22 protein-coding genes and 1 riboswitch are annotated in these 25,302 nt (G+C 72.1%); of the genes, 9 read left to right on the top strand and 13 right to left on the bottom strand.

Annotated elements, in window-relative coordinates; all coding sequences use genetic code 11:
- Positions 1–139: 139 nt before the first annotated feature.
- Both AC57BS_RS15730 and AC57BS_RS15725 read left to right on the top strand, forming a co-directional pair.
- Positions 140–1,312, top strand: coding sequence for a lipase family protein (locus tag AC57BS_RS15730; RefSeq protein WP_496412373.1), 1,173 nt, complete (start codon positions 140–142; stop codon positions 1,310–1,312).
- Positions 1,313–1,380: 68 nt separating this feature from the next.
- Positions 1,381–2,949: a sigma-70 family RNA polymerase sigma factor gene (locus AC57BS_RS15725; RefSeq protein WP_496412372.1), complete on the top strand. Its 1,569-nt coding sequence runs from the start codon at positions 1,381–1,383 to the stop codon at positions 2,947–2,949.
- Positions 2,950–2,997: 48 nt separating this feature from the next.
- Here the strand turns inward: AC57BS_RS15725 and AC57BS_RS15720 are convergent, their stop codons facing one another.
- From AC57BS_RS15720 to AC57BS_RS15705, 4 genes are all read right to left on the bottom strand, one after another.
- Positions 2,998–3,156: a hypothetical protein gene (locus AC57BS_RS15720; protein ID WP_496412371.1), complete on the bottom strand. Its 159-nt coding sequence runs from the start codon at positions 3,154–3,156 to the stop codon at positions 2,998–3,000.
- Positions 3,157–3,285: 129 nt separating this feature from the next.
- Positions 3,286–4,530: an MFS transporter gene (locus tag AC57BS_RS15715; protein WP_496412370.1), complete on the bottom strand. Its 1,245-nt coding sequence runs from the start codon at positions 4,528–4,530 to the stop codon at positions 3,286–3,288.
- 73 nt (positions 4,531–4,603) lie between these two features.
- On the bottom strand, positions 4,604–5,269 hold the full coding sequence (locus tag AC57BS_RS15710; RefSeq protein ID WP_496412369.1) for a DUF6498-containing protein: 666 nt from the start codon (positions 5,267–5,269) through the stop codon (positions 4,604–4,606).
- 48 nt (positions 5,270–5,317) lie between these two features.
- Positions 5,318–7,531: an NADP-dependent isocitrate dehydrogenase gene (locus AC57BS_RS15705; RefSeq protein ID WP_496412368.1), complete on the bottom strand. Its 2,214-nt coding sequence runs from the start codon at positions 7,529–7,531 to the stop codon at positions 5,318–5,320.
- A 174-nt stretch (positions 7,532–7,705) separates the two neighbouring features.
- Here AC57BS_RS15705 and AC57BS_RS15700 point away from each other — a divergent pair, with 174 nt between their 5' ends.
- On the top strand, positions 7,706–8,815 hold the full coding sequence (locus AC57BS_RS15700) for an MIP family channel protein (protein ID WP_496412367.1): 1,110 nt from the start codon (positions 7,706–7,708) through the stop codon (positions 8,813–8,815).
- A gap of 19 nt (positions 8,816–8,834) precedes the next feature.
- On the opposite strand, the gene AC57BS_RS15695 is transcribed toward AC57BS_RS15700, so the two are convergent.
- A complete protein-coding gene (locus AC57BS_RS15695) occupies positions 8,835–9,521 on the bottom strand; it encodes a hypothetical protein (protein WP_496412366.1) in 687 nt (228 codons plus the stop codon).
- 105 nt (positions 9,522–9,626) lie between these two features.
- Here AC57BS_RS15695 and AC57BS_RS15690 point away from each other — a divergent pair, with 105 nt between their 5' ends.
- Entirely contained in the window at positions 9,627–10,613 is a 987-nt protein-coding gene (locus AC57BS_RS15690) for a malate dehydrogenase (RefSeq protein WP_496412365.1), read from the top strand.
- Between the two features lie 88 nt (positions 10,614–10,701).
- On the opposite strand, the gene AC57BS_RS15685 is transcribed toward AC57BS_RS15690, so the two are convergent.
- The 6 genes from AC57BS_RS15685 to AC57BS_RS15660 form a co-directional block, all read right to left on the bottom strand.
- Positions 10,702–11,061, bottom strand: coding sequence for a DUF3017 domain-containing protein (locus AC57BS_RS15685; RefSeq protein ID WP_496412364.1), 360 nt, complete (start codon positions 11,059–11,061; stop codon positions 10,702–10,704).
- 1 nt (position 11,062) lies between these two features.
- On the bottom strand, positions 11,063–11,911 hold the full coding sequence (locus AC57BS_RS15680; protein ID WP_496412363.1) for a bifunctional methylenetetrahydrofolate dehydrogenase/methenyltetrahydrofolate cyclohydrolase: 849 nt from the start codon (positions 11,909–11,911) through the stop codon (positions 11,063–11,065).
- Between the two features lie 198 nt (positions 11,912–12,109).
- Positions 12,110–13,696, bottom strand: a complete 1,587-nt coding sequence (purH, locus tag AC57BS_RS15675) for a bifunctional phosphoribosylaminoimidazolecarboxamide formyltransferase/IMP cyclohydrolase (RefSeq protein WP_496412362.1) — start codon at positions 13,694–13,696, stop codon at positions 12,110–12,112.
- Between the two features lie 33 nt (positions 13,697–13,729).
- Positions 13,730–13,807, bottom strand: a riboswitch (ZMP/ZTP riboswitch).
- Positions 13,808–13,809: 2 nt separating this feature from the next.
- Complete coding sequence (purN, locus tag AC57BS_RS15670) at positions 13,810–14,427, bottom strand: phosphoribosylglycinamide formyltransferase (RefSeq protein ID WP_496412361.1); 618 nt, start codon at positions 14,425–14,427, stop codon at positions 13,810–13,812.
- Between the two features lie 9 nt (positions 14,428–14,436).
- A complete protein-coding gene (locus AC57BS_RS15665; protein WP_496412360.1) occupies positions 14,437–15,633 on the bottom strand; it encodes a YibE/F family protein in 1,197 nt (398 codons plus the stop codon).
- A gap of 2 nt (positions 15,634–15,635) precedes the next feature.
- Complete coding sequence (locus AC57BS_RS15660) at positions 15,636–16,886, bottom strand: cell division protein PerM (protein WP_496412359.1); 1,251 nt, start codon at positions 16,884–16,886, stop codon at positions 15,636–15,638.
- 136 nt (positions 16,887–17,022) lie between these two features.
- On the opposite strand from AC57BS_RS15660, the gene AC57BS_RS15655 reads away from it, so the two are divergent.
- From AC57BS_RS15655 to AC57BS_RS15645, 3 genes are read left to right on the top strand one after another with little or no spacing between them, the layout of a single operon-like run.
- Positions 17,023–18,921 carry a SigE family RNA polymerase sigma factor gene (locus AC57BS_RS15655; protein WP_496412358.1) on the top strand — a complete coding sequence of 633 codons (1,899 nt, stop codon included), beginning with the start codon at positions 17,023–17,025 and terminating at the stop codon, positions 18,919–18,921.
- 36 nt (positions 18,922–18,957) lie between these two features.
- Positions 18,958–20,304: a PT domain-containing protein gene (locus AC57BS_RS15650; protein ID WP_496412357.1), complete on the top strand. Its 1,347-nt coding sequence runs from the start codon at positions 18,958–18,960 to the stop codon at positions 20,302–20,304.
- Positions 20,305–20,310: 6 nt separating this feature from the next.
- Positions 20,311–20,514, top strand: a complete 204-nt coding sequence (locus tag AC57BS_RS15645; RefSeq protein WP_496412356.1) for a hypothetical protein — start codon at positions 20,311–20,313, stop codon at positions 20,512–20,514.
- Between the two features lie 21 nt (positions 20,515–20,535).
- Here the strand turns inward: AC57BS_RS15645 and sucD are convergent, their stop codons facing one another.
- Both sucD and sucC read right to left on the bottom strand, forming a co-directional pair.
- Positions 20,536–21,417 (bottom strand): succinate--CoA ligase subunit alpha, encoded by an 882-nt coding sequence (sucD, locus tag AC57BS_RS15640; RefSeq protein ID WP_496412355.1) that lies wholly within the window; start codon positions 21,415–21,417, stop codon positions 20,536–20,538.
- 17 nt (positions 21,418–21,434) lie between these two features.
- Positions 21,435–22,604 (bottom strand): ADP-forming succinate--CoA ligase subunit beta, encoded by a 1,170-nt coding sequence (sucC, locus tag AC57BS_RS15635; RefSeq protein WP_496412354.1) that lies wholly within the window; start codon positions 22,602–22,604, stop codon positions 21,435–21,437.
- A 129-nt stretch (positions 22,605–22,733) separates the two neighbouring features.
- On the opposite strand from sucC, the gene AC57BS_RS15630 reads away from it, so the two are divergent.
- Entirely contained in the window at positions 22,734–24,044 is a 1,311-nt protein-coding gene (locus AC57BS_RS15630; RefSeq protein WP_496412353.1) for a cryptochrome/photolyase family protein, read from the top strand.
- A 208-nt stretch (positions 24,045–24,252) separates the two neighbouring features.
- Positions 24,253–25,032, top strand: coding sequence for a M23 family metallopeptidase (locus AC57BS_RS15625; protein WP_496412352.1), 780 nt, complete (start codon positions 24,253–24,255; stop codon positions 25,030–25,032).
- Positions 25,033–25,302 lie beyond the last annotated feature (270 nt).

Here is a 25,302-nt window from a genome sequence, read left to right as displayed (position 1 = left end):
GGTGGTCCGGCCGAGGAGGGAAGCCATCATGGCAGCTGCACCATCACGTCGTCGGACACGCACTCGGGGTCTGTCGGCACGCCCGATCGCGTCAGTCTCCACCCTGCTCACCACCGCACTCACCACCACGCTCGCCCTCGTGGCGATCAGCACGTCGCCGGCGCACGCCGCTGTCGACGAGCCGCCCCGGCCGGCGTTCTACGAGACGCCCGCGACCCTGCCCAGCGCCAACGGCACGGTCATCCGCAGCGAGAAGATGACCTTCCTGCTCGACCCGCTCGACGCCACCAGCCTGGTCCGCAACGCGCAGCGCGTCCTCTACAAGACCACCAACCGCGCCGGAAAGGCCATCGCGGTCTCCGGCACCGTCCTGGTCCCCAACGCCCCCTGGATCGGGCTCGGCTCGCGCCCCGTGATCGGCTACTCCCCCGGCACCCAGGGCATGGCCGACCGGTGCGCGCCGTCGCGCCAGTTCTCCGAGGGCATCGAGTACGAGGGCATCGGGATCGAGGCGCTGCTGCTGCGCGGCTATGCCGTGGCGATGCCCGACTACGAGGGCCTCGGCACCGTCGGCATCCACACCTACATGGACCGCGTGTCCCAGGGCCGCGCCACGCTCGACGTCGTACGCGCCGCGCAGCAGCTGTCCGACACCGGGCTCAGCCCGACGAGTCCCGTCGGCCTGATGGGCTACTCCCAGGGCGGCGGCGCGGCCGCGGCAGCAGTGGAGCTGGCCTCGACGTACGCCCCCGACCTCCGGGTCAAGGGGGCCGTCGTCGGAGCCGTGCCCGCCGACCTCACCAAGGTGGCCACGAACCTCGACGGCGGGCTCTACTCCTCGTTCGCCTTCTTCGCCCTGCGCGGCCTGGCGGCCAGCTACGACGTCGACCTGACGCCGTACCTCAACGAGACCGGACGTGCGACCAGCGACCGCGTCGAGACCGAGTGCGTCTTCGACCTGCTCAACAACGCCTTCGTGAAGTCGTCGACGCTGAGCTACAACGGCCAGCCGATGTCGACGTTGATGGCCGCCGAGCCGTTCAAGTCGATCGTGGGGGCGCAGCGCATCGGCACCATCAAGCCGACGGTCCCGGTGCTCGTCACCCACTCCGCGCTCGATGACGTGATCCCCTACGCCGTCGGCAAGCAGATGGCGAAGTCGTGGTGCGGCAAGGGCGCCAACGTGCGGCTGTCCACCAACGTGGCACCGCTCCACGTCGGCGGCCTCGTGCCTCACGTCGCGGAGTCGCTGCCGTTCTTCGAGGCCCGGTTCGCCGGGATCCCGCAGCTCAGCAACTGCTGGCTGCTGTAGGGATGCAACCGGCCCGCCTTCCCATGAGTCGTCAGGGAAACAGCAGACGACCCATGGGAAGGTGGGCCATGCCACGGGGGAACGCAGCGGTCGACCGCGTCCACGAGGTGTACGACGCCTCCTACCGCCGACTGGTGGGCCAGCTGACCGGCGTGACCGGCGACCCGGTCGAGGCTGAGGACGCGGTCATGGAGGCCTTCGCGCGGGCCGTGAACCACTCCCGCGCCTTCCTCGACGCCGACAACCCCGAGGCCTGGCTGCGCACGGTCGCGATCAACGTCACCCGCACCCGGTGGCGGCGCAACCGCTTCTTCCGCGACGTCAGCCACCGCCTCGTCGCCCAGGAGTCGTACGCCGACCTGCCCGAGGACCGGGTCGCCCTGCTCGCCGCGCTCCGGGAGCTGCCCGCCGCCCAGCGCGAGGCGATCGCCCTGCACCACCTCGCCGACCTGCCGGTCGCCGAGGTCGCCGACGCGGTCGGCGCACCGCAGCCCGGTTTCGACGCCGTCCTCGACCGCGCACGCGACGGCCGCCGCCGCCGTACGACGGTCGCTGCCGGGCTCGCGGCCGCCGTCGTGGTGGCAGGGGCGGGGTTCGCGCTCGGTGAGCGGCCCGGTGGGGACGCCTCACCCGCTCCCGCCAACCCCGCTCGGACCGACGACGGCGCCTCGGCGCGCATCGACCCCGACCTCCCGGAGGGCGTGCGCCACCTCCTCGGGCGCGGGGACGTCGAGGCGTGGCACGTGTCAGCCGTCGACGGCGCCACCGTGGCGTTCTGGCGGTCGTGCGGCGCGACCTCGGACGCCTGCCAGTTCGCGTGGACCCTGCGCGACGGCGACGAGGTTACCGGCGACGTCGTCGGTGCGAGCTCGCCATCGGTCACCGCGGTGCCCGGTGGCTGGTTCGTGGACGACCAGCAGGGACCCACCCTCCTGCTGGGCCCGGACGGTGACGTCGAGCCGGTCGACACGGGCGACCTCGACGGGGATCCCCTGCGGGCCGGCGACACGGCCGTGCTGACCCACGACGGGAGCCGCCTGCTGCGCGACGGCACGTTGGTCGCGATGCCAGAACCGCCGGGACGCCCCGTGGTCGGCTACGGCCACGTCACGTCCGCGGGACGGCTCGTGGCCGCGACCTCCGACACTCCTTTCAGGTGGGGCCTGCAGGCGACCGAGGACGGTCGCACGTGGGAGGACGTGCGCTCGACCCCACCGGGCACGATCGGGATCTTCCACATCTCTGGTGCGGGCGAGCACGTCGCGGCGGTGTCCAGCGGCGACGCGGAGGACCGCTCCCTGCCGGTCACGGAGGTCCTGCTGTCGTCCGACGCCGGCCGCTCGTGGACCACGGTGAGCGGCCTCGACACCGAGGGCAACGACCGCGCGCGGAAACCCCACTCGCTCGCGGTCAGCGACGGCGGGACCACCTACCTGACGACCGAGAGCGATGGACTGCTCCGCATCACGCCCGACGGCGATGTGCGACCCGTCTCACTGGCCAGGGCCGCCACGTCGGTGTTCACCACGGACGACGAGGTCTGCGTGGTGGTCGGGACAGGTGTCCTCGGCGAGCTCCGGTGCTCCGCCGACGACGGCGCGACGTGGGCCCCGCAGCCCCTGCCGGGACTCGGCTGAGCGTGTCAGCCGGGCAGGGGCTCGCGGAGCCCGCGGTGTCGAGCGTCCTCAGACGGCCCAGCCGACGTTCTCGGCGACCAGGTCGGCGGCCGGGTAGATCCCCCGCAGCTCCTGGCGGCGCTGCAGCAGGTTCACCACGGCCCCGACGTTGCGGTCGGCCAGCTGTCGGCGGCGCTCCATCTCCGTCGCGATCTTGTTGTCGTCCATGACTCACCCTCCGCAAGAGTTCCGGGTGGCTGATCCACCCCCACGGATTTGATCGTTACAAACGTGGGCTACGCAGGAGTTCCGCCCGTGTTAACTCCGTGCAACACGAACACAGCCGTTCGGGGGCGATCAGGCACGTACGTCGCGCCCGCGCACGTGCAGCGCGGCCGACAGCAGCAGGATCGCCACCCCGGCGATCGACAGGCCGAGGCCGACGAGGGCGGGCGCGCGCAGGCCCCACCCGGCCGCGATGACGAGGCCGCCTAGCCAGGCGCCGAGCGCGTTGGCGATGTTGAGCGAGGCGTGGTTCATCGCCGCGCCGAGCGTCTGGGCGTCCCCGGCCACGTCCATCAGCCGCAGCTGGAGGTTCACGACCAGCACCGAGCCGAGCGTGGTGATCAGGAAGACGACCGGCAGCGCGGCCCATCCGTACGGCGCGGCGAGCCAGAAGGCCAGCATCGTCCCCGCCATGCCGACCCCGCCGATGATCAGCGAGCGGAAGATCGACCAGTCGGCCATGATCCCGGCCAGCCAGGTGCCGGCGACCATGCCGAGGCCGAAGGAGAGCAGGTAGACCGGCACCGACCGCTCCCCCAGTCCGGCGACGTCGGTGACGACGGGGGCGATGTAGGTGTAGACGGCGAACATGCCGCCGAAGCCGACTGCACCGGCGAGCAGGGTGAGCCAGACCTGCGGGACCTTGAAGGCGGAGAGCTCGCGGCGCCCGCTCGCGGCGGCGTCGCCGGGCACGGACGGCACGAACCAGACGACCAGCGCCAGCGTCAGCAGGGCCAGACCCGCGGCCGCCCAGAAGGCGGCGCGCCACCCCAGCTCCTGGCCGAGGACGGTGGCGGCCGGGACGCCGATCACGTTGGCGACGGACAGTCCGAGCATGACCAGCGACACCGCGCGGCCCTTGCGTGAGGGCCGCGCCATGCTGGCCGCGACCAGCGACGCGACGCCGAAGTAGGCGCCGTGCGGCAGGCCCGCGGCGAAGCGGGCGACCATCAGCTGCTCGTACGAGGTGGCGAGCGCGCTGACCCCGTTGCCGACCGCGAAGGCCGCCATCAGGGCCACCAGCAGCGCCCGGCGCGGGAGGCGCGCGCCCAGGAAGGCGAGCACGGGTGCGCCGACGACCACGCCGACGGCGTACGCCGAGATGACGTGGCCGCCGGTCGGGATCGAGACGTCGACACCGCTGGCGATCTGCGGCAGCAGGCCCATCGTGACGAACTCGGTGGTGCCGATCGCGAAGCCGCCCGTCGCCAGCGCGAGCACCGCCAGGCCGAAGCGCCGCGCCGTCACCGACGGGACGTCGAGGTCGCGCGACGAGGGGTGGTCGGGCAGGGCAGTGGTCTCGGTGGTCGTCGTCATCACCTGGCGCAAGAGGGCGCGACGGAGGTTTTGTTCCCCCGTGGCGGCGCGTCGGGGTGGTTCGTGGCCGGGATCACGCCGCCTCGACGGGCTGCGTCGACCGGGCCCGGCGGCGTTCCCACAGGTGCAGCGCGAGGTCGACCACGGTCTTGAGCCCGAGCAGGAGCAGCACGGGCGCCAGCTCCTCGAGCCCGCTGGGGGCCTCCGACGCGCCGACCGATCGCATCGCCAGCCCGAAGCCCACGATGATGCCGACGTGCAGCACGAGCATCCGCGGGTAGGGCTGCCACATCGCAGTGGGGGCCGAGACGCGCCAGCGCTCGCCGCCGTCGAACCAGTTCAGCCACAGCGAGCCGAGGTGGCTCAGGCCGAGCGCCACGCCGGCGAGCAGCCAGGCGCCGGGGTGGAGGTCACCGCCGGTGAGGAACGCCATCACGAAGGCGAGGACCCCGTGGACGAGGGTGAAGATGCCGTAGTGGAGGGCGAAGAAGAAGGACAGCGCCCCTGAGTCGGACGCGTCGACCGGTCGGCCGTTGAGGGTCATCCGTGCCGATCCCGGCGCGCGCTCGCCGCGGGCGCTGCGCACCTTGACGATCGTGATCGCCCAGTAGGCGAGGTTCTCGATCCAGTAGACGACGAAGACGTCGCCCACCGACATGTGGCCGGCCCACACCGCCCAGATCGGCAGCAGGTTGCCGACCATCAGCGAGAGCGAGGAGAGCAGGGGTGCTCGCGGCAACCCCTGCTCCCCCGTGACCATCGTCGTGGTCGCTCAGCTCGTACGCGCTCAGTCGAGCGAGGCGAGGGCCTCGTTGAAGGTGGCGGACGGACGCATGACCGCCGCGGCCTTCTCCGGGTCGGGGCGGAAGTAGCCGCCGATGTCGGCCGGCTTGCCCTGCACCGCGAGCAGCTCGTCGACGATCGTCTGCTCGTTCTCGCGCAGCGAGCCGGCGAGGGCGGAGAACGCCGCCGCGAGGTCGGCGTCCTCGGTCTGCTGCGCGAGCTCCTCGGCCCAGTAGAGGGCGAGGTAGAAGTGCGAGCCGCGGTTGTCGATCGTGCCGAGCTTGCGGCCGGGCGAGCGGTCCTCGTTGAGGAAGGTCTCGGTCGCCCGGTCGAGGGCGTCGCCGAGCAGCTTGGCGCGCTGGTTGTCGTCGTAGTCGGCGAGGTGCTCCAGCGAGGCGGCCAGGGCGAAGAACTCGCCGAGGCTGTCCCAGCGGAGGTAGTCCTCCTTGACCAGCTGCTGGACGTGCTTGGGCGCCGAGCCGCCGGCGCCGGTCTCGAACAGGCCGCCACCGTTCATCAGCGGCACGATCGAGAGCATCTTGGCGCTGGTGCCGAGCTCGAGGATCGGGAACAGGTCGGTGTTGTAGTCGCGCAGCACGTTGCCGGTCACCGAGATGGTGTCCTCGCCCCGGCGGATGCGCTCGAGGGCGTGCGTCGTCGCGGCGGCCGGAGCCATGATCTCGAGCGACAGGCCCTCGGTGTCGTGGTCCTTCAGGTACTCGTGGACCTTGGCGATGAGGTTGGCGTCGTGCGCGCGGGTCTCGTCGAGCCAGAAGACGGCGGGCGTCTCGGAGGCGCGGGCGCGGGTGACGGCGAGCTTGACCCAGTCGCGGATCGAGGCGTCCTTGGTCTGGCAGGCGCGCCAGATGTCGCCGGCCCGGACGTCGTGCGACATCAGGACCTCGCCGGCGGCGTTGCGGACCTCGACCTTGCCCGCCGCGGGGATCTCGAAGGTCTTGTCGTGGGAGCCGTACTCCTCGGCCGCCTTGGCCATCAGGCCGACGTTGGGCACCGATCCCATGGTCGCCGGGTCGAGGGCGCCGTGGGTCCGGCAGTCGTCGATCGCGGCCTGGTAGACGCCGGCGTAGGACGAGTCCGGGATGACGGCGAGGGTGTCCTGCTGCTCGCCGTCGGCGTTCCACATCTGGCCCGACGTACGGATCATGGCCGGCATCGAGGCGTCGATGATGACGTCGGAGGGGACGTGCAGGTTGGTGATGCCCTTGTCGGAGTCGACCATGGCCAGCGACGGTCCCTCGGCCAGGCCCTTCTCGAAGGCGGCCTTGATCTCGGCCCCGCCCTCGACCTTGTCGAGCCCGGAGAGGATGGCGCCGAGGCCGTCGTTGGCCGACAGGCCCGCGGCGGCGAGCTGCTCGCCGTACTGGCTGAAGACGTCGGGGAAGTAGGCGCGCACGACGTGGCCGAAGATGATCGGGTCGGAGACCTTCATCATCGTGGCCTTGAGGTGGGCGGAGAACAGGACGCCGTCGGCCTTGGCCCTGGCGACCTGCTGCTCGAGGAACTCGTCGAGCGACGCTGCGCTCATGAAGGTCGCGTCGACGACCTCACCCTCGAGGACCGCCAGGCCCTCCTTGAGCACCGTCTCGGACCCGTCGGTGCCGACGTGCACGATCGACAGCGTGTCGTCGGAGGGGAGGACGACCGACTGCTCGTTGCTGCGGAAGTCGTCCCTGCCCATCGTGGCGACCGACGTCTTCGACTCGCTGCTCCACGCGCCCATCGAGTGCGGGTGCGACCTCGCGTAGTTCTTCACCGACGCGGGCGCGCGGCGGTCGGAGTTGCCCTCGCGCAGCACCGGGTTCACCGCGGAGCCCTTGACCTTGTCGTAGCGGGCACGGGTCTCGCGCTCCTCGTCGGTCTGCGGGTTCTCCGGGTAGTCGGGGAGGTCGTAGCCCTGCGACTGCAGCTCGGCGATGGTCGCCTTGAGCTGCGGGATCGAGGCGGAGATGTTGGGCAGCTTGATGATGTTGGCCTCGGGCTTCGTGGCGAGCTCGCCGAGCTCGGCCAGGGCGTCGTCGAGGCGCTGCTCCTCGGTGAGGCGGTCGGGGAACTGCGCGATCACGCGGCCGGCGAGGGAGATGTCACGCGTCTCGACGTCCACACCGGCGGTCTTCGCGTAGGCGGCGATGATCGGCAGGAACGAGTACGTCGCCAGCAGCGGCGCCTCGTCGGTGTGGGTGTAGATGATCTTGGCCATGGGTACGACAGCTCCTGTAGATCGCGATCTGATCCGGGCATAACTCTTGACGTCAAGATACCTGACGCGGGGAAGCGTTGCGACTCGCCTACCCTCGCACCCCTCTTTCGCCGCCGCTAGGCTTCGCGTGGCCTACGAGGGGTACGGCCGACCTGACTCTCCAAGGAGCTCGCGATGAGCGACATCGTCGAAGACACACCGACCACCGGGCAGAAGTTCACCGCAGAGACGCTGGGCACCTTCGTGCTCGTGTTCTTCGGGTGCGGCGCCGCCGTCTACAGCGGCGGCGACCTCGTCGCGACCGCCCTGACCTTCGGCCTCACCGTCGTGGTGATGTCCTACGCCGTCGGTCGCATCTCCGGGGGCCACTTCAACCCGGCCGTCACGCTGGGCGCCGTGCTCGGCGGCCGCCTGCCGTGGAACCAGGTCGGCATCTACATGGCCGCCCAGCTCCTCGGCGGCCTCCTCGCCGGCGCGGTGCTGTTCGGCCTCGGCAACGGCTTCGACGGCTTCACCGCCGAGGGCAACATGGGCCAGAACTTCTTCGGCGACCAGGGCTCGGGCTACGCCTGGTGGGCGGCCCTGCTGCTCGAGGTCCTGCTCACGGCGATCTTCCTCTGGATCATCCTGGCGGTGACCGACGAGCGCAACGAGATCAATGTGGCGCTCGGCCCGCTGGCGATCGGCCTGTCCCTGGCGATGATCCACTTCGTCGCCATCCCGCTGACCGGCACGTCGGTCAACCCGGCCCGCTCCATCGGCGTCGGCGTCTTCGCCGGCACCGACGCGATCGTGCAGCTGTGGCTCTTCGTCGTCGCACCGCTCCTCGGCGCGGCGATCGCCGGCCTCACCTACCCGATCCTCTTCGGCCAGGGCGCGGCCCCGGTGGCCGGCTCGGGCCTCAACTTCAGCGGCGGCCGGAAGGACCAGTTCGTCCCCGGCTCCTACGAGGCCCAGTGGAACCAGGGCCAGCAGGGCGGCTGGGGCCAGCCCGGCGCGGCGTGGGGTGCTCCCCCGCAGCAGCAGTGGGGCCAGCCCGACCCCTACCAGCAGCCGCAGCAGCAGCAGCAGCCCGACCCGTACTCCACGCCCCAGGCTGCGCCGCAGCAGCCCGGGCAGTGGGGGCAGCCCGCGCCGCAGCAGCAGCCGCCGGCCCAGCCCGGCCAGTGGGGCGCTCCGCAGCAGCCCCAGCCGCCGCAGCAGCCCGGCCAGAGCGCGCCCGGTCACTGGGGCAACCCCGATGGCGACGACGATGGCCGCACGCAGGTGCGCCGTCCCGACTAGCGCCGACCGGCCCTAGGGCTCAGGGCCGGACCAGCTCGGCGGTCCAGCCGGCGTCGAGGTCCTCGAACCCCACGAGGCCGACACCCCTCTCGTACACGCGACGAGTCGTGGTGTCGGCCTCGTCGAGCGTCTGCACCAGGTCGTCCGACTGGTCCTCGATCGTCCGGCTCGCGCGGGGCAGGCCCGGGACGTCGTAGGTCAGCCAGCCGTCGCCGAGCCGCGGGTCGGCGGGCATCGCGAGGCCGGCCTCGGCACCATCCTCCCCCGCGCGCCAGCCGGCGCCGTCCGCGTCGCCCCCGACGAGCCAGACGTTGCCCGCCTCGTCCTGGGCGTAGAGGTCGGTCTCCACGCTCGCCGTGCCTCCCCCGAGGTCGACCGTGGTCTCCACCGCGGTGGCGTCGAGCCCCGCGACCGGCACCCTGTCGTCGAGCACGTCCACCACGACCGTGCCCTGCGAGGCCCCCTCGCCGGTGACGTCGTAGGTCCACCTGGCTCCGGACTCGAGGGGCAGCCACGGGTTGTCGACGCCCTCGACGAAGTCGCTGGGCGACGGGGTCGGGGTCGGGATCACCAGCCCGTTGATGCCCGCGGAGTCGTACGGCGCGGGCTGGCCGATGCCGGCGCACCCGGTGAGCCCCAGCGCGAGGCCGGCCGCCAGCGCGGCTGCCGCCAGCGTGCGGCGTACGGCTCGGGGCCCCGTCGTCATGGGCGCCAGCATGCCAGCCGCAGACCAGAGGACGACGGCGGACCGGGCGCTGCTAGCGTCAGCGGGAATCCACGCTCGCGCTCACCTCACGAGGAGAAACCCACCGTGACCTCCGAACCTCTCAAGGTCGCCGTCACCGGCGCCGCCGGCCAGATCGGCTACAGCCTGCTCTTCCGCCTCGCCAGCGGCGCACTGGCCGCGGACCGCCCCATCGAGCTCCGGCTGCTCGAGATCGAGCCCGCCCTCAAGGCGCTCGAGGGCGTCGTCATGGAGCTCGACGACTGCGCGTTCCCGAACCTCGCCGGCGTCGAGATCGGCGCCGACGCGGAGAAGATCTTCGACGGCGTCAACCTCGCCCTGCTCGTCGGCGCGCGCCCGCGCGGCCCCGGCATGGAGCGCGGCGACCTGCTCTCCGCCAACGGCGCGATCTTCACCGCCCAGGGCAAGGCCCTCAACGCCGTCGCGGCCGACGACGTGCGCATCGGCGTGACCGGCAACCCGGCCAACACCAACGCCCTCATCGCGATGAGCAACGCTCCCGACATCCCGCGCGAGCGCTTCTCCGCGCTGACCCGCCTCGACCACAACCGCGCGATCAGCCAGCTCGCGGCGAAGACCGGCGCCAAGGTCACTGACATCAAGAAGATGACGATCTGGGGCAACCACTCCGCCACCCAGTACCCCGACCTGTTCCACGCCGAGGTCAACGGCCAGAACGCCGCCGAGCTCGTCGGCGACCAGGCCTGGCTGGAGAACGACTTCATCCCGACCGTCGCCAAGCGCGGCGCCGCGATCATCGACGCCCGCGGCTCGTCCTCCGCCGCGTCCGCCGCGTCGGCCACGATCGACGCCGCCCGCGACTGGCTGTTCGGCTCGGCGGCCGACGACTGGGTCTCCATGGCCGTGGCGTCCAACGGCGAGTACGGCGTCCCCGAGGGCCTGATCTCCTCGTTCCCCGTCACCACCTCCGGTGGCGACTGGACCATCGTCGAGGGCCTCGAGATCGACGACTTCTCCCGTGCCCGCATCGACGCCTCCACCGCGGAGCTCGCCGACGAGCGCAAGGCCGTCACGGAGCTCGGCCTGATCTGATCGGTCTCCCGATGCACCCGAGCGGTGCGTGAGGCCTGTTCCGGAGCCCGGAATCGTGCCTCACGCACCGCTCGTGCGTTGTCGGGACCTAGAACCCGGGCTGGTCCGGGATCGACCCGGCCAGGAAGATCAGCGACCCGCCGAGCACGATGAGCACGACCGCGTCGAGGACCTTGTGCCGCACCGCGAGCATGCCGGCGTCACGGCGGCGGAGCACGAGGCGTACGGCGGCCGCGAAGATCAGCGTGCCGCCCATCATGCGGATCCCGGTGCGCCACTCGTCGAGCGCGACGACCACCATCGCGACGCCGACTGCGCCGAGGACGAGCAGGTAGAACGCGCCACCGATGGTCGAGGGGTAGCGGCGCGGCTCCTCGGGGTCGAACGGCTCGGCCGAGACCGGCGGGACGGACTCGGGCGGCTCGATGTGGTCGGGGCTGTCGGCCATGTCAGGACCGGACGGACTTCTCGGCGATCTCCACGATGTTGGTCAGCAGCATCGCGCGCGTCATGGGGCCCACTCCCTTGGGGTTGGGCGAGACCCAGCCGGCGACGTCCCACACCCCGGGGTCCACGTCGCCCGTGACCTTGCCGTCGACCCGGGAGACGCCCACGTCGAGCACGGCGGCGCCGGGCTTGACCATGTCGGCGGTGATGATGCCGGGCACGCCGGCGGCCGCGACGACGATGTCCGCGTGGCGCACGTGGGCGGCGAGGTCACGGGTGCCGGTGTGGCACAGCGTGACCGTGGCGTTCTCGGAGCGGCGGGTCAGCAGCAGCCCGAGCGGGCGGCCGACGGTGAGTCCGCGGCCGACGACCACGACCTCCGCGCCGGCGATCTCGACGCCGTGGCGCCGCAGCAGCTCGATGGCACCGACCGGGGTGCACGGCAGCGGCCCGGACTCACCGAGCACGAGCTTGCCCAGGTTGACCGGGTGCAGGCCGTCGACGTCCTTGTCGGGATCGACGCGCGAGAGCAGGGCGAACTCGTCGAGGCCGGTCGGCTGCTGGACCAGGAACCCGGTGCAGGCGGCGTCGGCGTTGAGCTCGTCGATGACCGCCTCGACCTCGGCCTGGGTGGCCGTGGCGGGCAGGTCGCGGCGGATCGAGGTGATGCCGATCTCCGCGCAGTCCTTGTGCTTGGCGCCGACGTACCAGTGCGAGCCGGGGTCGTCGCCGACGAGCACCGTCCCGAGGCCGGGGGTGATCCCCTGCTCCTTCAGGGCGGCGACGCGCTGGGCGAGCTCGGCCTTGATGGTCCTGAGGGTGGCGGCGCCGTCGAGGGTCTGTGCGGTCACGGTGGTCATCCTAGGGAGAGGTCCGGTGGTGGAGGGCGCATCGGGTGGGGGCTTCGGTCGGAGCGGTGAGTGACGCAGGTTTCCGGGCCCACAGAACGTGTCTCACTCACCGCGGGCTGGGGAGCGGTGAGTGACGCAGCTTCTCGACGTCCAGAAGATGTCTCACTCACCGCTCCCGGGGCCTGGGCCGGAAGGAGCTCAGTGGAAGAAGTGCCGCGCGCCGGTCAGGTACATCGTCACGCCGGCTGCCTCGCAGGCGGCGACGACCTCGGCGTCGCGCACCGAGCCCCCGGGCTGGACGATCGCCTTCACGCCGGCGTCGATGAGGATCTGCGGGCCGTCGGCGAAGGGGAAGAACGCGTCGGAGGCGGCGACGGCCGAGGCGGCCCGCTCCCCCGCCCGCTCGACCGCGAGGCGGCAGGAGTCGACGCGGTTGACCTGGCCCATGCCGACGCCGACCGAGGCGCCGCCGGAGGCGAGGAGGATCGCGTTGGACTTCACCGCGCGGCACGCGCGCCACGCGAAGGCGAGGTCGGCGAGCACCTCGTCGGACGCGGCCTCTCCCGTCGCGAGGGTCCACGTCGACGGGTCGTCGCCCTCGGCGCTGACGTCGTCGCGGTCCTGGAGCAGCAGCCCACCGGAGATCGAGCGCATGTCGCCGCCACCACGCGCCAGCGGCGGGCACTCGAGGATGCGGATGTTCTTTTTGGCCTGGAGCGCCTCGATCGCGCCGTCCTCGTAGCCGGGCGCCACGATGACCTCGGTGAAGATCTCGGCGACCTGCTCGGCCATCGCGACGGAGACCGGGACGTTGGTGGCGATCACGCCGCCGAACGCGCTGACCGGGTCGCACTCGTGCGCCCTGCGGTGCGCGACGGAAATGGGGTCGGGGACGTCGTCCGAGCAGATCGCGATGCCGCACGGGTTGGCGTGCTTGATGATCGCCACGGCCGGCTCGTCGAAGTCGTACGCCGCCCGGCGGGCCGCGTCGGCGTCGACGTAGTTGTTGTAGGACATCTCCTTGCCGTGGTGCTGCGTGGCCTGCGCCAGGCCGGGGCCGCCGGGCAGGAAGCCGTTGCTGTAGAGCGCGGCGGACTGGTGCGGGTTCTCGCCGTAGCGCAGCACCGCCTCCTTGTTCCACGTCGCGCCCATCCAGGCCGGGAAGCCGGAGCCGTCGCTCGTGTCGGTCAGCACGTTGCCCATCCAGGACGCCACGTGCACGTCGTAGGTCGCGGTGTGGACGAACGCCTCGGCGGCGAGGCGCTGCCGCTCGGCCAGTGTGAAGCCCCCGGCGGCCACGGCGGCCAGCACCGCGTCGTACGCCGCGGGCGAGGTGACGATCGCGACGCTGGGGTGGTTCTTGGCGGCGGCGCGCACCATCGAGGGACCGCCGATGTCGATCTGCTCGACGCACTCGTCAGGGCTGGCGCCGGAGGCGACGGTCTGCGTGAAGGGGTAGAGGTTGCTGACCACGAGGTCGAACGGCTCGACGCCGAGCTCCTCGAGCTGCGCGACGTGGGACTCGAGGCGGCGGTCGGCGAGGATGCCGGCGTGCACGCGCGGGTGCAGCGTCTTGACCCGCCCGTCGAGGCACTCGGGGAAGCCGGTGAGGTCCTCGACCTTGGTGACCGGGAGGTCGAGCGACTCGATCAGCGCGGCCGAGCCGCCCGTGGAGACCAGCTCGACGCCGGCGTCGTGCAGGCCCCGGACCAGGGCGTCGAGCCCGGTCTTGTCGTAGACGGAGACGAGTGCACGCTTGATCGGGATACGCAGTTCAGAAGACACGGGACTCCTCGGAGGTCGAGCTGTTGACGAGATCGAGGGCACCCAGGCGTTCGATGTCCTCGCGCGTCACTCCCTGGTGGTGGCCCACCTGCGCCAGTCGTGTGCCCCGCAGACTACCGAGCGCCGCCGCCGATGCGAACCCGGCGGCCCTCCACCGAGATCCCCTCGCGGGCGATCCGGCCGACCGTGTCGACGAGCATCGCGCGCTCGGCGGTCTTGATCCGCTCGTGCAGCGACTCCACGTCGTCGTCCTCGGCGACCTCGACGGGCACCTGGGCCACGATCGGGCCGGTGTCGACCCCCGCGTCGACCACGAACAGGGTCGCCCCGGTGACCTTGACGCCGTGCTCGAGCGCGTCGCGCGGGCCGTGCATCCCGGGGAACGCCGGGCACAGCGCGGGGTGGGTGTTGAGGGTGAGGAACCGGTCGAGGAAGTCCTGCGAGAGCAGCTTCATGAAGCCGGCGGAGACCACGACGTCGGGCTCGAAGCGCTCCACCACGGTGGCCAGCGCGGCGTCCCAGCCCTCGCGGGTCTCGAAGTCCGACACCTGGCGCACGAAGGTCGGGATCCCGGCCCGCTCGGCGCGCGCGAGGCCCTCGATGTCCTCGCGGTCGGCGCCGACCGCGACGATGCGGGCGCCGTACGCCGGGTCGGCGCAGGCGTCGATCAGCGCCTGGAGGTTGGTGCCGGATCCCGAGACGAGGACGACGAGGCGAGCGGTGGTGGGCACCGTCGGATTCTAGGCGCGGTGCGACGGCCCGGCGCCTGCGGTCCGCTCCCGGGCCAGGCGGCCCGCGACGAGCGCCGCGATGCCGGTCGTCACCGGCACGGCAGCGAGGATGCCGAGTCCGCCGACGAGGCCGCGCACGACCTCTTGGGCTACCACCTCCTGGCTGACCGCGATCCCGAAGGGCAGCGACAGCGCGGAGAAGACGAGCATCAGCGGGAGCGTGGCGCCGACGTAGGCCAGGACGAGGGTGTTGACGGTCGAGGCGGCGTGCGAGCGCCCGATCCGCATCGCCCGCACGAAGATCGAGCGCACGCTGGCGTCGGGGTCGACGTCGGCGAGCTCCCACACCGCCCACGTCTGCGTGACGGTGACGTCGTCGAGCACGCCGAGCGCGCCGATGACGAGGCCGGCGAGCAACAGCCCGCGGAGGTCGACCTGGGCGGCGATGCCCGAGATGTACTGGCTGCCCTCGTCGACCAGGCCGGTGAAGTGGCCCACGCGGGTGAACACCCATCCGAGCACGCCGATGACCACCAGCGAGACGAGGGTGCCGAGCATCGCGACGGTCGAGCGGAGGTCGAAGCCGTGGGAGAGGTAGAGCGTGACCAGCATGATCGCGGCGGCGGTGATGACGGCCACGGCGAGCGGCGAGGCGCCGTCCATGATGGCGGGGAGGGTGAAGACCGCGATGAGGACCAGTGAGTACGCCAGGCTGGCGAGGGCGCCGATGCCGCGCCACCGCGACAGCGCCAGGACGCCGAGGGCGAACAGGATGGTCAGCACGAGCAGCGGCGGGCCGCGGTCGAAGTCCTGGAAGGCGTACTGCTCCCCGTCGGGGGCCTCCGCGGTGAAGGAGACGATGATCCGGTCGCCGGCCACCACCTCGGGCGCCTGGCTGCCGTAGGGCAGCAGGGCCACCGCCTCGGCGGGAGCCCCGGGACCGCTGAGCAGCTCCACCTCGGCCTGCTGGCAGCCCTCGACTGCCTGCGCCTGCTGGCAGGGTCCGACGGAGAGCACCTCGGCGGTGCCGCGCTCGACGTCGACGCCCGGACCGCTGACCTCCAGGTCGCCGTCGGGCCAGAGCACGAAGAGGCCGACCAGGGTCGCCAGCACGAGGGGTCCGACGATCACGGCCATCAACACCTGCAGCCGCCGCGGCGCGGGCCCGAGGGAGGGGCGGTCGCCGTGGCTGTGCCCAGCCCCCATGCTCAGTCCTCCGCGGGGGTCGTGCGGGGCGTACGGGTCGAGCGCCAGGCGAGGACGGCCAGCACGGAGGCTCCCAGCAGGGCGCCGATGCCGCAGGCGGTCACCGAGTGGACCAGCACGTCGCGGGTGAACGGACCGACGAAGCGCATCCGACCCGGTCCGGCCGCCCCGCCGGAGAGGGAGGCGAGCACCGCGAACGCGAAGCCCGCCACGAGCCCACCGCCGCAGCCGGCGAGCAGGAGCCGGTCCCAGGTGAGGAGCCGGCCGCGCAGCGCCCGGAAGGCCGCCAACGCCGCGACGAGCGGCGGGAGGGCCATCAGCGCGCCGACCCAGCCCGCGGGCGTGCCCGTCGCCGGGAGCGCGGCCAGGAGCGGCACGACCGGCAGCGGACCGAGCACGACAGCCGCGGGCGAGACGAGGGTGGCGCCCCCGACCGCGAAGCCCGGCCCGAGCAGGAAGGAGCCGGTGAACAGCGCGGCGTTGGGGACGAACGCGGTGTTGACGAGCGCGTAGAGCCCGGCCTCGGACGGGCTGGGGTGCAGCCGCGACGTCATGGTGGCGGCGTCGTCGAAGGAGAGCGCCAGCGCGACGAGGAGGACCAGCGCGGAGACGACGAGCAGCCGGGCCAGGACCGCGCCTGCGACGGCGGCACCCGCGCGCACCGCGGCCGGGAGGAACGCCGCCCAGATCGCGGCCCGTCCGGACCCGATCGCGATCGCGGGGGCCGCCACGAAGGCGGTCAGCAGGACGGTCCAGCCGAGCACCCGCGGCAGGGACGGGTCGGCGGTGGTGCCGGCCGCCAGGGTCGCGACCACGACGGCCACCATCACGTACCCGGAGAGGAACAGCACGACCGCGGTGGGCACGGTGAGGTCGCGCTCGCCGTCGGAGATCCGGTCGGCGTCGGGGCCGTGCCCGGAGACCGAGTCGCCGACCCGGTGCCCGAGGCGCCACATCGACCAGGCGGCGATCGCGGTGATCCCGAGCGGCACGATCGAGATCCGCGCACCCATCACGGTGACGCCGGAGCCGTGACCGGCCAGCCACGCCAGCGCGCCGACGCGCATGCCGTCGCGGGGGGCGCCGTGCACGCCGGCGTCGGTGGCGAACCAGCCGATCACCCCGATGGCGAGCAGCACCACGAGCGGGCCGAGTGCGGCCATCACCCCGCCGAGCGTCGCGATCAGCACCAGCGGGCGCGGCCGGGCAGCCTCGGTGCGCGCGTGGTCGGGTCGGGTGAGGAGCGACGTCATGGCCGACCCATCATCACCCGGTCGTCGCGGCAGATCGCGCTGCCACGCCGCCCGGCCGCGGGGCCCGGCCGAGCAGGAGGCTGGTGTCGGGGAAGGATGTGCGCCGCGTTGCCCGCTCCCGTACCGTGGAGCGGTCATGAGGAGCCCCGAGACGTTCGACGCCTACTACGTCGAGACCCGCACCCGACTCCTGCACGAGGCCTACGCACTGACCGGCGACGCCCCGGCCGCCCGTGCAGCCGTTCGCGACGCCTTCGTCGTCGCGTGGCACCACTGGCGCAAGGTCGGCCAGCTCGACGACCGCGACGCGTACGTCCGCCCGCTCGCCCTCGGCCGCGCCCGGCGCCGGCACACAGCCCGCATCTGGCACCGTGACAAGTCGCTCGACCCCGAGACGCGCAGCACGCTCGAGGCCCTGTCCAAGCTCCCCACCCGCCAGCGCGAGCTCCTCGTGCTCAACGGCCTGTCCGCGCTGTCGCTGTCCGACATGTCCCGCACCGTGGGCCTGCCCCGCGCCGACGCCGAGCGCGAGCTGCAGACCGCGAGCTCGCAGTTCTCCCTGCACCGAGATGCGCCCACCACCGAGATCCCCCGCCTGCTCCACGGCCTCGCGGCGCCGCTCGAGGAGATCCGCTGGCCCCGTGCGACGGTCATCCGGCGCGCCGGCGCGGCGCGGCGTCGTACGCACACGGTGATCGGCGCCGCCGTCGCCACGGCCGCCCTCGTCGCCTCGGGGTCCCTCGTCGCCACCGGGTCCAACGCCGAGGCGACCAGCCTCAGCGAGGAGAAGGCCACGCCCGGCGTCACGGTGCACGAGCCCGAGACCGAGGGGGCCGGCGAGCCGATCATCGACGAGGCCGCCCTCTTCTCCCCCGACCAGCTGTCCCGGTTCGGTTCCGGGCTGGACTGGGCCGAGACGTCGACGACCGACAACCTCTCCGGCAACGGCCTGCTCGCGCCGTGCCAGCGGGAGCGGTTCGCCGACCCCGACGGCGTCACCGCCCTCGCCCGTACGTGGGAGGGCTCGACGACCCGGGTCGTGAAGCAACAGGTCGGCAAGGGCCAGCGCAAGCGCACCCGCGAGCGCGAGGTCACCCGCGTCGAGTCCACCGCCGTCCAGATGGTGGAGATGTCGCGCAACGAGCGCCAGGCGGAGCAGGGTTTCGAGACCGCGTCGCTGTGGTTCGCCGGCTGCATCGACCCCCGCACCCAGCTGCTCTCCACAGGCACCGTCAAGCGCGTGGGCGACGACGCGAGGGTGTTCCGGCTGCGGTCGTGGGGCAAGGTGCCGGCCACGGTCAGCGTCGGCACCGCCCGCACCGGCAGCCTTCTCGTCACCACCGTGGTCCGCAGCCAGGGCAAGGCGGTCGGCGACAAGGCGGTCCTCACCGGCCTCGCGGCCGCGGTCAACGGGCTGTGCGGCTCCCACGGTGCCGGCGACTGCGCCGGTCGTGCCCGCGCGACCACCACCGCCCCCCTCGACATCGGCACGCCTCCCGGGCTGCTGTCCGTGGTCGACCTGCCTCCCGTCGCCCAGGTGCGCGGCCCGTGGGTCGGCACCGAGCCCGAGCGGGCGCGCAGCAACTACGCGGCCACCAGGTGCGACCGCACCACGTTCCAGGGCAAGGGCATCAGCAAGGCGCTCACCCGGACCTTCCTGTTCCCCGAGACGCCGGACGCCTCCCAGCTCGGCCTGACCCAGACCGTCGGGTCGATGAAGCAGGCGAAGGCGAGCGGGTTCGTCGACCAGGTCCGCGACCGCATCCGGCAGTGCGGCCGGGAGAACCTCGGCACCAGCGTGACCCAGCTCGCCGAGACCTCGACCCGGACGACCGACCTGAGCGTGTGGGCCCTGACCATCGAGCTCAACGACCGCCAGTCGTTCCCGTTCCTCATGGCGATCGTCCGCCACGGCACCGCCGTGTCCCAGCTCGGGTTCGCCCCCGACCGCACGATGACGATGTCGCGCACCGACTTCGTGGCGCTCTCGCGACGGGTCCTCGAGCGCCTCGGACGACTCGACTCCTCCGGCTGACGCAACCTTTTGCCGCCCAGCGGTGTCTCATCTGTCATGAGGCACCGTCACCGGCCACGGCGCGCCGCCGCGGCGCGCGCCCTGGCCTGCGCCCTGGCGGGGGGCCTGGCCGGGGGCCTGGCGCTCGCCGGGTGCGGGGACCAGCGGTCGGGCGACCTCGCTCCCGCGGACGCGTCGAGGGCCGGCACGTCCAGCGCCACCGAGGTGACCATCCCCGACGACTTCCCCCTCTCGGCCGGGATGGGCGGGGCGGAGGACACCGTCCCCACCTCGCGCACCGGCACCGGCCTGCGCGACCTGGAGGTGTGCCGTACGACGCCGCTGCGTGGCGTCGGCACCCGGGACCGGATGGTCGCCGACGACAGCGGTGGCGAGTCCGCCGACACCCGTGAGCTCGTCCTCCTGAGCGGCGCCGACGAGGCGACCGCGCTGGGCGAGGAGATCGCCGCGCTCGCGACGGGCTGCGACGACGCCGGAGCGACAGGTGGCGGCGACCGGATGACGACCCGCACCGAGGTGCTGGAGTCGCCGTTCGGCCCCGCGCCGACGACGACGCTGCTGCAGACCTACACCGTCGACGGGGAGCCCGGCACCGGCGCGACGGTCGTCCACGTCGTGCCGGTCGGTCCGGCGCTGCTGCTCACCTCGACCTACGGGCAGTGGACGCGCGACCAGGCCCGGCTGGCCGTCGACGACACCGTCGACCCGCTGCGTGACACGGTCGCCGCCCTCGGGGTGTTCGGCGAGGTGCCGGAGCCGACCGAGGAGCCCACCCAGGAGCCCACCCAGGAGCCCACCCAGGAGCCGACCGAGGCCCCGACCGAGGCCCCCACCGAGGAGGCTGCGCCCACCGAGATCCCGGCGGACTTCCCCCTCGCCGCGGGTCTCCCGGCCGACGGGGGTGACGTCCGGGTGTCCCCGCCGTCGGCGGACGGCGACGGCATCGGGGAGGTCGAGATGTGCGGGCAGGTGGTGTGGCCGCAGCGGGAGACGCCCGGCGGCCTGCGGCGCCTCGTGGCGTCGGCCGTGGCTCCCGAGCACTACGAGTGGCGCGAGCTGGTCGTGCACGCCGGCCCCGACCAGGCGAGCTCGACCATGGACGTCCTCCGGGAGGCCGTGTCGGAGTGCCGCACCAACCGCAACCTGGTGTGGACCGTGCTCGAGCGCGACACCGGGTACGACACGGTCACGGTCGGCCTGACCTACTCCGACGGCCTGGGCAGCTCGGTCTTCCAGGTCACCCGCGTCGGTTCGGCGCGGCTGCTCGTCAGCACATACGGTGAGGGCTCGCTCGCGTCGCTGGACGGGCAGGCCGACGAGGTCACCGCGACCTCGGAGAACATCCTTCCGGCGATGTGTGTGTTCACGAAAACGGGGTGCTAGAAGATCATGTCCATTCCATCGACGCTGGCCAGCTCGGCCTGCCCGACCCTGCCGTCCCCGCGCCGGCTCAACGCCGTCGCGCCCGTACGCCTGCTCGGCGCCCACGTCGTGTGGCGCGTGCTGTGGGAGGCGAAGGCTCCCGTACGACCCGGGCGGCAGGCGAAATCGCCGACGGCCCCGCAGGAGGACCTGCGAGGCCGTCTGGACTGAGCCGCCGGCTCAGGGATCGCCTCAGAGCTTCTCGAGGACCTCGCGCATCAGCGCGGCGGTCTCGGACGGCGTCTTGCCGACCTTGACCCCGGCGGCCTCGAGGGCCTCCTTCTTGGCCTGCGCGGTGCCCGAGGAGCCCGACACGATGGCGCCGGCGTGGCCCATGGTCTTGCCCTCGGGGGCGGTGAAGCCGGCGACGTAGCCCACGACGGGCTTGGTCACGTGCTCCTTGATGTAGGCCGCCGCGCGCTCCTCGGCGTCGCCGCCGATCTCGCCGATCATCACGATCGCCTTGGTCTCCGGGTCGTTCTCGAAGGCCTCGAGCGCATCGATGTGCGTGGTGCCGATGATCGGGTCGCCGCCGATGCCGATGGCGGTGGTGAAGCCGTAGTCCTTCAGCTCGTACATCATCTGGTAGGTCAGCGTGCCCGACTTCGAGACGAGGCCGACCGGGCCCTTGCCCGCGATGGTGTGCGGGGTGATGCCGGCCAGCGACTCCTCCGGCGTGATGATGCCGGGGCAGTTGGGGCCGATCATCCGGGTGTTCTTGCCCTCGAGGTAGGCCACGACCTCGGCGGTGTCGAGGACCGGGACGCCCTCGGTGATCACCACGAGCAGCGGGATCTCGGCGTCGATGGCCTCGATGCAGGCGTCCTTGGTGAAGGCCGGAGGCACGAAGGCGACCGAGACGTTGGCGCCGGTCTCCTTCATGGCCTCCTCGACGGTGCCGAAGACCGGGAGCTCCTTGCCGCCGAGCTCGACGGTGGTGCCGGCCTTCCGGGCGTTGACGCCGCCGACGATGTTGGCGCCCGACTCGACCATGAGGGTGGTGTGCTTGGCGCCCATGCCGCCCGTCATGCCCTGGACGATGATCTTGGAGTCGGAGTTGAGGTAGATGCTCATCTGTTCAGTTCTCTCTCTCAGGCCTGGTGGGCGAGCTCGGCGGCCTTGTCGGCCGCGCCGTCCATCGTGTCGACCTGGGTGACCAGCGGGTGGTTGAACTCGTCGAGGATCCGGCGACCCTCCTCGACGTTGTTGCCGTCGAGGCGTACGACGAGGGGCTTGCTCTCCTCGTCGCCGAGGATCTTCAGCGCGCCCACGATGCCGTTGGCGACCTCGTCGCAGGCGGTGATGCCGCCGAAGACGTTGACGAACACGCTCTTGACCTGCGGGTCGTTGATGATCACGTCGAGGCCGTCGGCCATCACCTGCGCGTTGGCGCCGCCACCGATGTCGAGGAAGTTGGCGGGCTTCACGCCGCCGTGCGCCTCGCCGGCGTAGGCGACGACGTCGAGGGTGCTCATCACGAGGCCCGCGCCGTTGCCGATGATGCCGACCTGGCCGTCGAGCTTGACGTAGTTGAGGCCCTTGTCCTTGGCCTTCGACTCGAGCGCGTCGGCCTCCTCGCGGATCTCGAACTGCGCGTGGTCGGGGTGGCGGACCTCGGAGGCGTTGTCGTCCAGCGACACCTTGCCGTCGAGCGCCTCGAGCTTGTCGCCCTCGAGGCGAGCCAGCGGGTTGACCTCGACGAGGGTGGCGTCCTCCTGGACGTAGACCTGCCACAGCTTCTGGACCATCTCGATGGCCTGGTCACGCAGCGCGGCGGGGAACTTGGCCTCGTCGACGATCGCGGTGGCCTTCTCCGGCGTCACGCCCTCGAGCGCGTCCACGGGGATCTTCTTGACGGCGTCGGGGTTGGTCTTGGCGACCTCCTCGATCTCCACGCCGCCCTCGACCGATGCGATGCACAGGTGCGAGCGGTTGGACCGGTCGAGCAGGAAGGAGAAGTAGTACTCCTCCACCGGCGGCGTCGCCGGGGTCACGAGGACCCGGTTGACGGTGAGGCCCTTGATCTCCATCCCGAGGATGTCGCGGGCGTAGGACTCGGCCTCGTCGGCGGTCTTCGCGATCTTGACGCCGCCGGCCTTGCCGCGGCCGCCGGCCTTGACCTGGGCCTTGACGACGGTGACGCCGCCCATCTCCTCGGCGGCGGCTCGCGCGGCCTCCGGGGTCTCGGCCACGACACCCAGGGTGGTCGCTACTCCATGCTTGGCGAAGAGCTCCTTCGCCTGAAATTCCATCAGGTCCACGAGGTGACCAGTCCTTTTCGTATGCGAACGGTGGCGGGGATTCCCTCTCGGCACCCTAGACCTCCCCGGCGGGGTCGCACGAGGTCGGGTGAGCGTGGTGGTGCTCACTCCCGGGCTACGTTGAGTCGCATGCCATCGGTCATGTGGTTCCGCAGGGACCTGCGGGTCAGGGACAACCCGGCCCTCCTCGCCGCCCTCGAGGAGGGACCGGTCACGGCGCTCTTCGTGGTCGACCCGGCGATCTGGGCGAGCGCCGGTGCGGCGCGGCGGGCGTGGCTCGCGGCCAACGTGCTGGCCCTCGCCGAGCGCATCCCGCTGACCGTCCACCACGGTGACCCGCGCGACGTCGTGCCCCGCATGGCGGACGGGCGCCGCGTGCACGTGGCCGCCGAGACCACCCCGTACGGCCGCCGCCGCGACGACGCCGTGGGCGAGCAGGTCGAGCTGGTCGCGACCGGATCCCCGTACGCCGTGGGCCCGGGGCTGGTCCGCAACGGCAGCGGCGACCCCTACCAGGTCTTCACCGCCTTCGCGCGTGCCTGGCGCGAGCACGGCTGGCCCGAGCCGGCGCACACGCCCCGCTCCCCCGACATCGAGCAGGGCGACTCCCACCAGCGCGCGATCGACATGCTGCACCAGGCGGTCGACGACGCGCCCTTCGAGCTGCCCGGCGCCGGCGAGGACGCCGCGTGGCGCCGCTGGCGGGCCTTCCGCGACGACGGCCTCGACGCGTACGCCACCGAGCGCAACCGGCCCGACCACGACGGGACCTCGCGGCTCTCGCCCTACCTGCACCTGGGCGTGCTGCACCCGCGCTCGCTCCTGGCCGAGGTCGACCACACGTCGACGTACGCCGACGAGCTCGGCTGGCGCGAGTTCTACGCCGACGTCCTGTGGCACACCCCCGCCTCGGCGTGGACCGACCTCAAGCCCGCGTTGCAGGGCATGACGTACGACGAGCCCGAGGACGCGATCGAGGCGTGGCGCACCGGCACGACGGGGTTCCCCATCGTCGACGCCGGCATGCGGCAGCTCCTCCACACCGGGTGGATGCACAACCGGGTGCGGATGATCACCGCCTCCTTCCTGACCAAGGACCTCCACGTGTGGTGGCCGGTCGGTGCGCGCCACTTCCTCGACCTGCTGATCGACGGCGACGTGGCGTCCAACAACCACGGCTGGCAGTGGGTGGCCGGCACCGGGACCGACGCCTCGCCCTACTTCCGCGTCTTCAACCCCGTCACCCAGGGCCTCAAGTTCGACCCGCAGGGCGACTACGTACGGCGCTGGGTGCCCGAGCTCGCGCACCTGTCGGGCAAGGCCGCGCACGAGCCGTGGAAGTCCGACGTCGGCTACGAGCGCGACTACCCGCTGCGCATCGTCGACCACGCGGACGAGCGGCGCGAAGCGCTCGAGCGCTACCAGTCCGCGCGGGGCTGACCCATACCTGAGGGTGAGACGTCCGTTTATCGACCGGTCACGCGGGTACATGAACTCTTTTTGTCGAGGGTTGCACTTTCCCGTGATCTTTCCGTTACAGTCGTGCGCGGTCTCGCCGACCCGAACCCCCCTGACGATCCGGCAGATTGGTAACTCCTCCATGGGCAACCACCGAGCGGAGCGCGCTCCCAAGCGACGCACCTCGGCAATGGCTGCACCCACGAACGGCAAGCGCCGCGCCACGCCGGCGCCCCGCCGCTCCGTGGTGAAGCTCCCGTCCCTGCCCCTCGTGGCCGGAGTCGCCGTCTTGGCCGTCTCCGCCGGTGGCGCCGTCACCGCGTCCGGCACGGGCGTCACCGCGCTGACCTCGACGGGTTCCGCGATGGAGGCCACCGGATCCATCGGCCAGGCCGCCGGCCAGGCCCTCTCCCGCCGCGGCGTCATCGTCAGCCGCGACGCCACGCGCGACCCCGGCGGCGAGGAGACCGACCCCGAGCTCATCGCCCTGGCCGAGAAGCAGATGGCCGAGCGCGCCGCCAAGCTCGAGGAGATGCGCAAGGCCGCAGAGGCCCAGGCGGCGAAGATCAAGGAGAACAAGTGGGTTCTCCCCCTCACCAGCTATGGCATCACCGCCACCTTCGGCCAGTACGGGCTGTGGGCCAGCTATCACACCGGCCTCGACTTCAACGCCAACAGCGGCGACCCGATCCTGTCGGTGGCCAACGGCACCGTCACCTCGACCGGCTACGACGGGGCCTACGGCAACAAGACCGTCGTCACCCTCGATGACGGCACCGAGATCTGGTACTGCCACCAGACCTCGATCTACGTCTCGGTCGGCGACCGCGTCAACGGCGGCGAGACCATCGGCACCGTTGGCGCCACGGGCAACGTGACCGGCTCGCACCTGCACCTCGAGGTACGCCCCGGCGGCGGCGGTCCGGTCGACCCGTTCCAGGCGTTCGTCGAGCACGGCATCGTTCCGTGACCAGGACCGCCTAGCGGGCTTGAGGTCACGGAAGATCGAGTAGCGCGCAGCGCCTGAGGAACGAAGGCAAAAGCGCGTATCGAGATCTCCTCGCTGCTCGGTCAGCGGGGAGTCCTGGCTCGCCCAGGGCAGGCTGGCACTCCCCGATCCTGTCGGGGCGTACACCGACAGCCCCTGAGCGGTGCGGGAGCCACCGTGCCGACGTACGGAACGTGGCTGGGCCACCGCCCAGGAGGTCATGGCGAGTGGTCGCCCCGGCAACCCGCGGCC

It is taken from the genome of Nocardioides sp. BGA-UO-ETr-FS32, from assembly GCF_059567905.1.
This window is presented reverse-complemented; position numbering and strand designations above follow the sequence as displayed.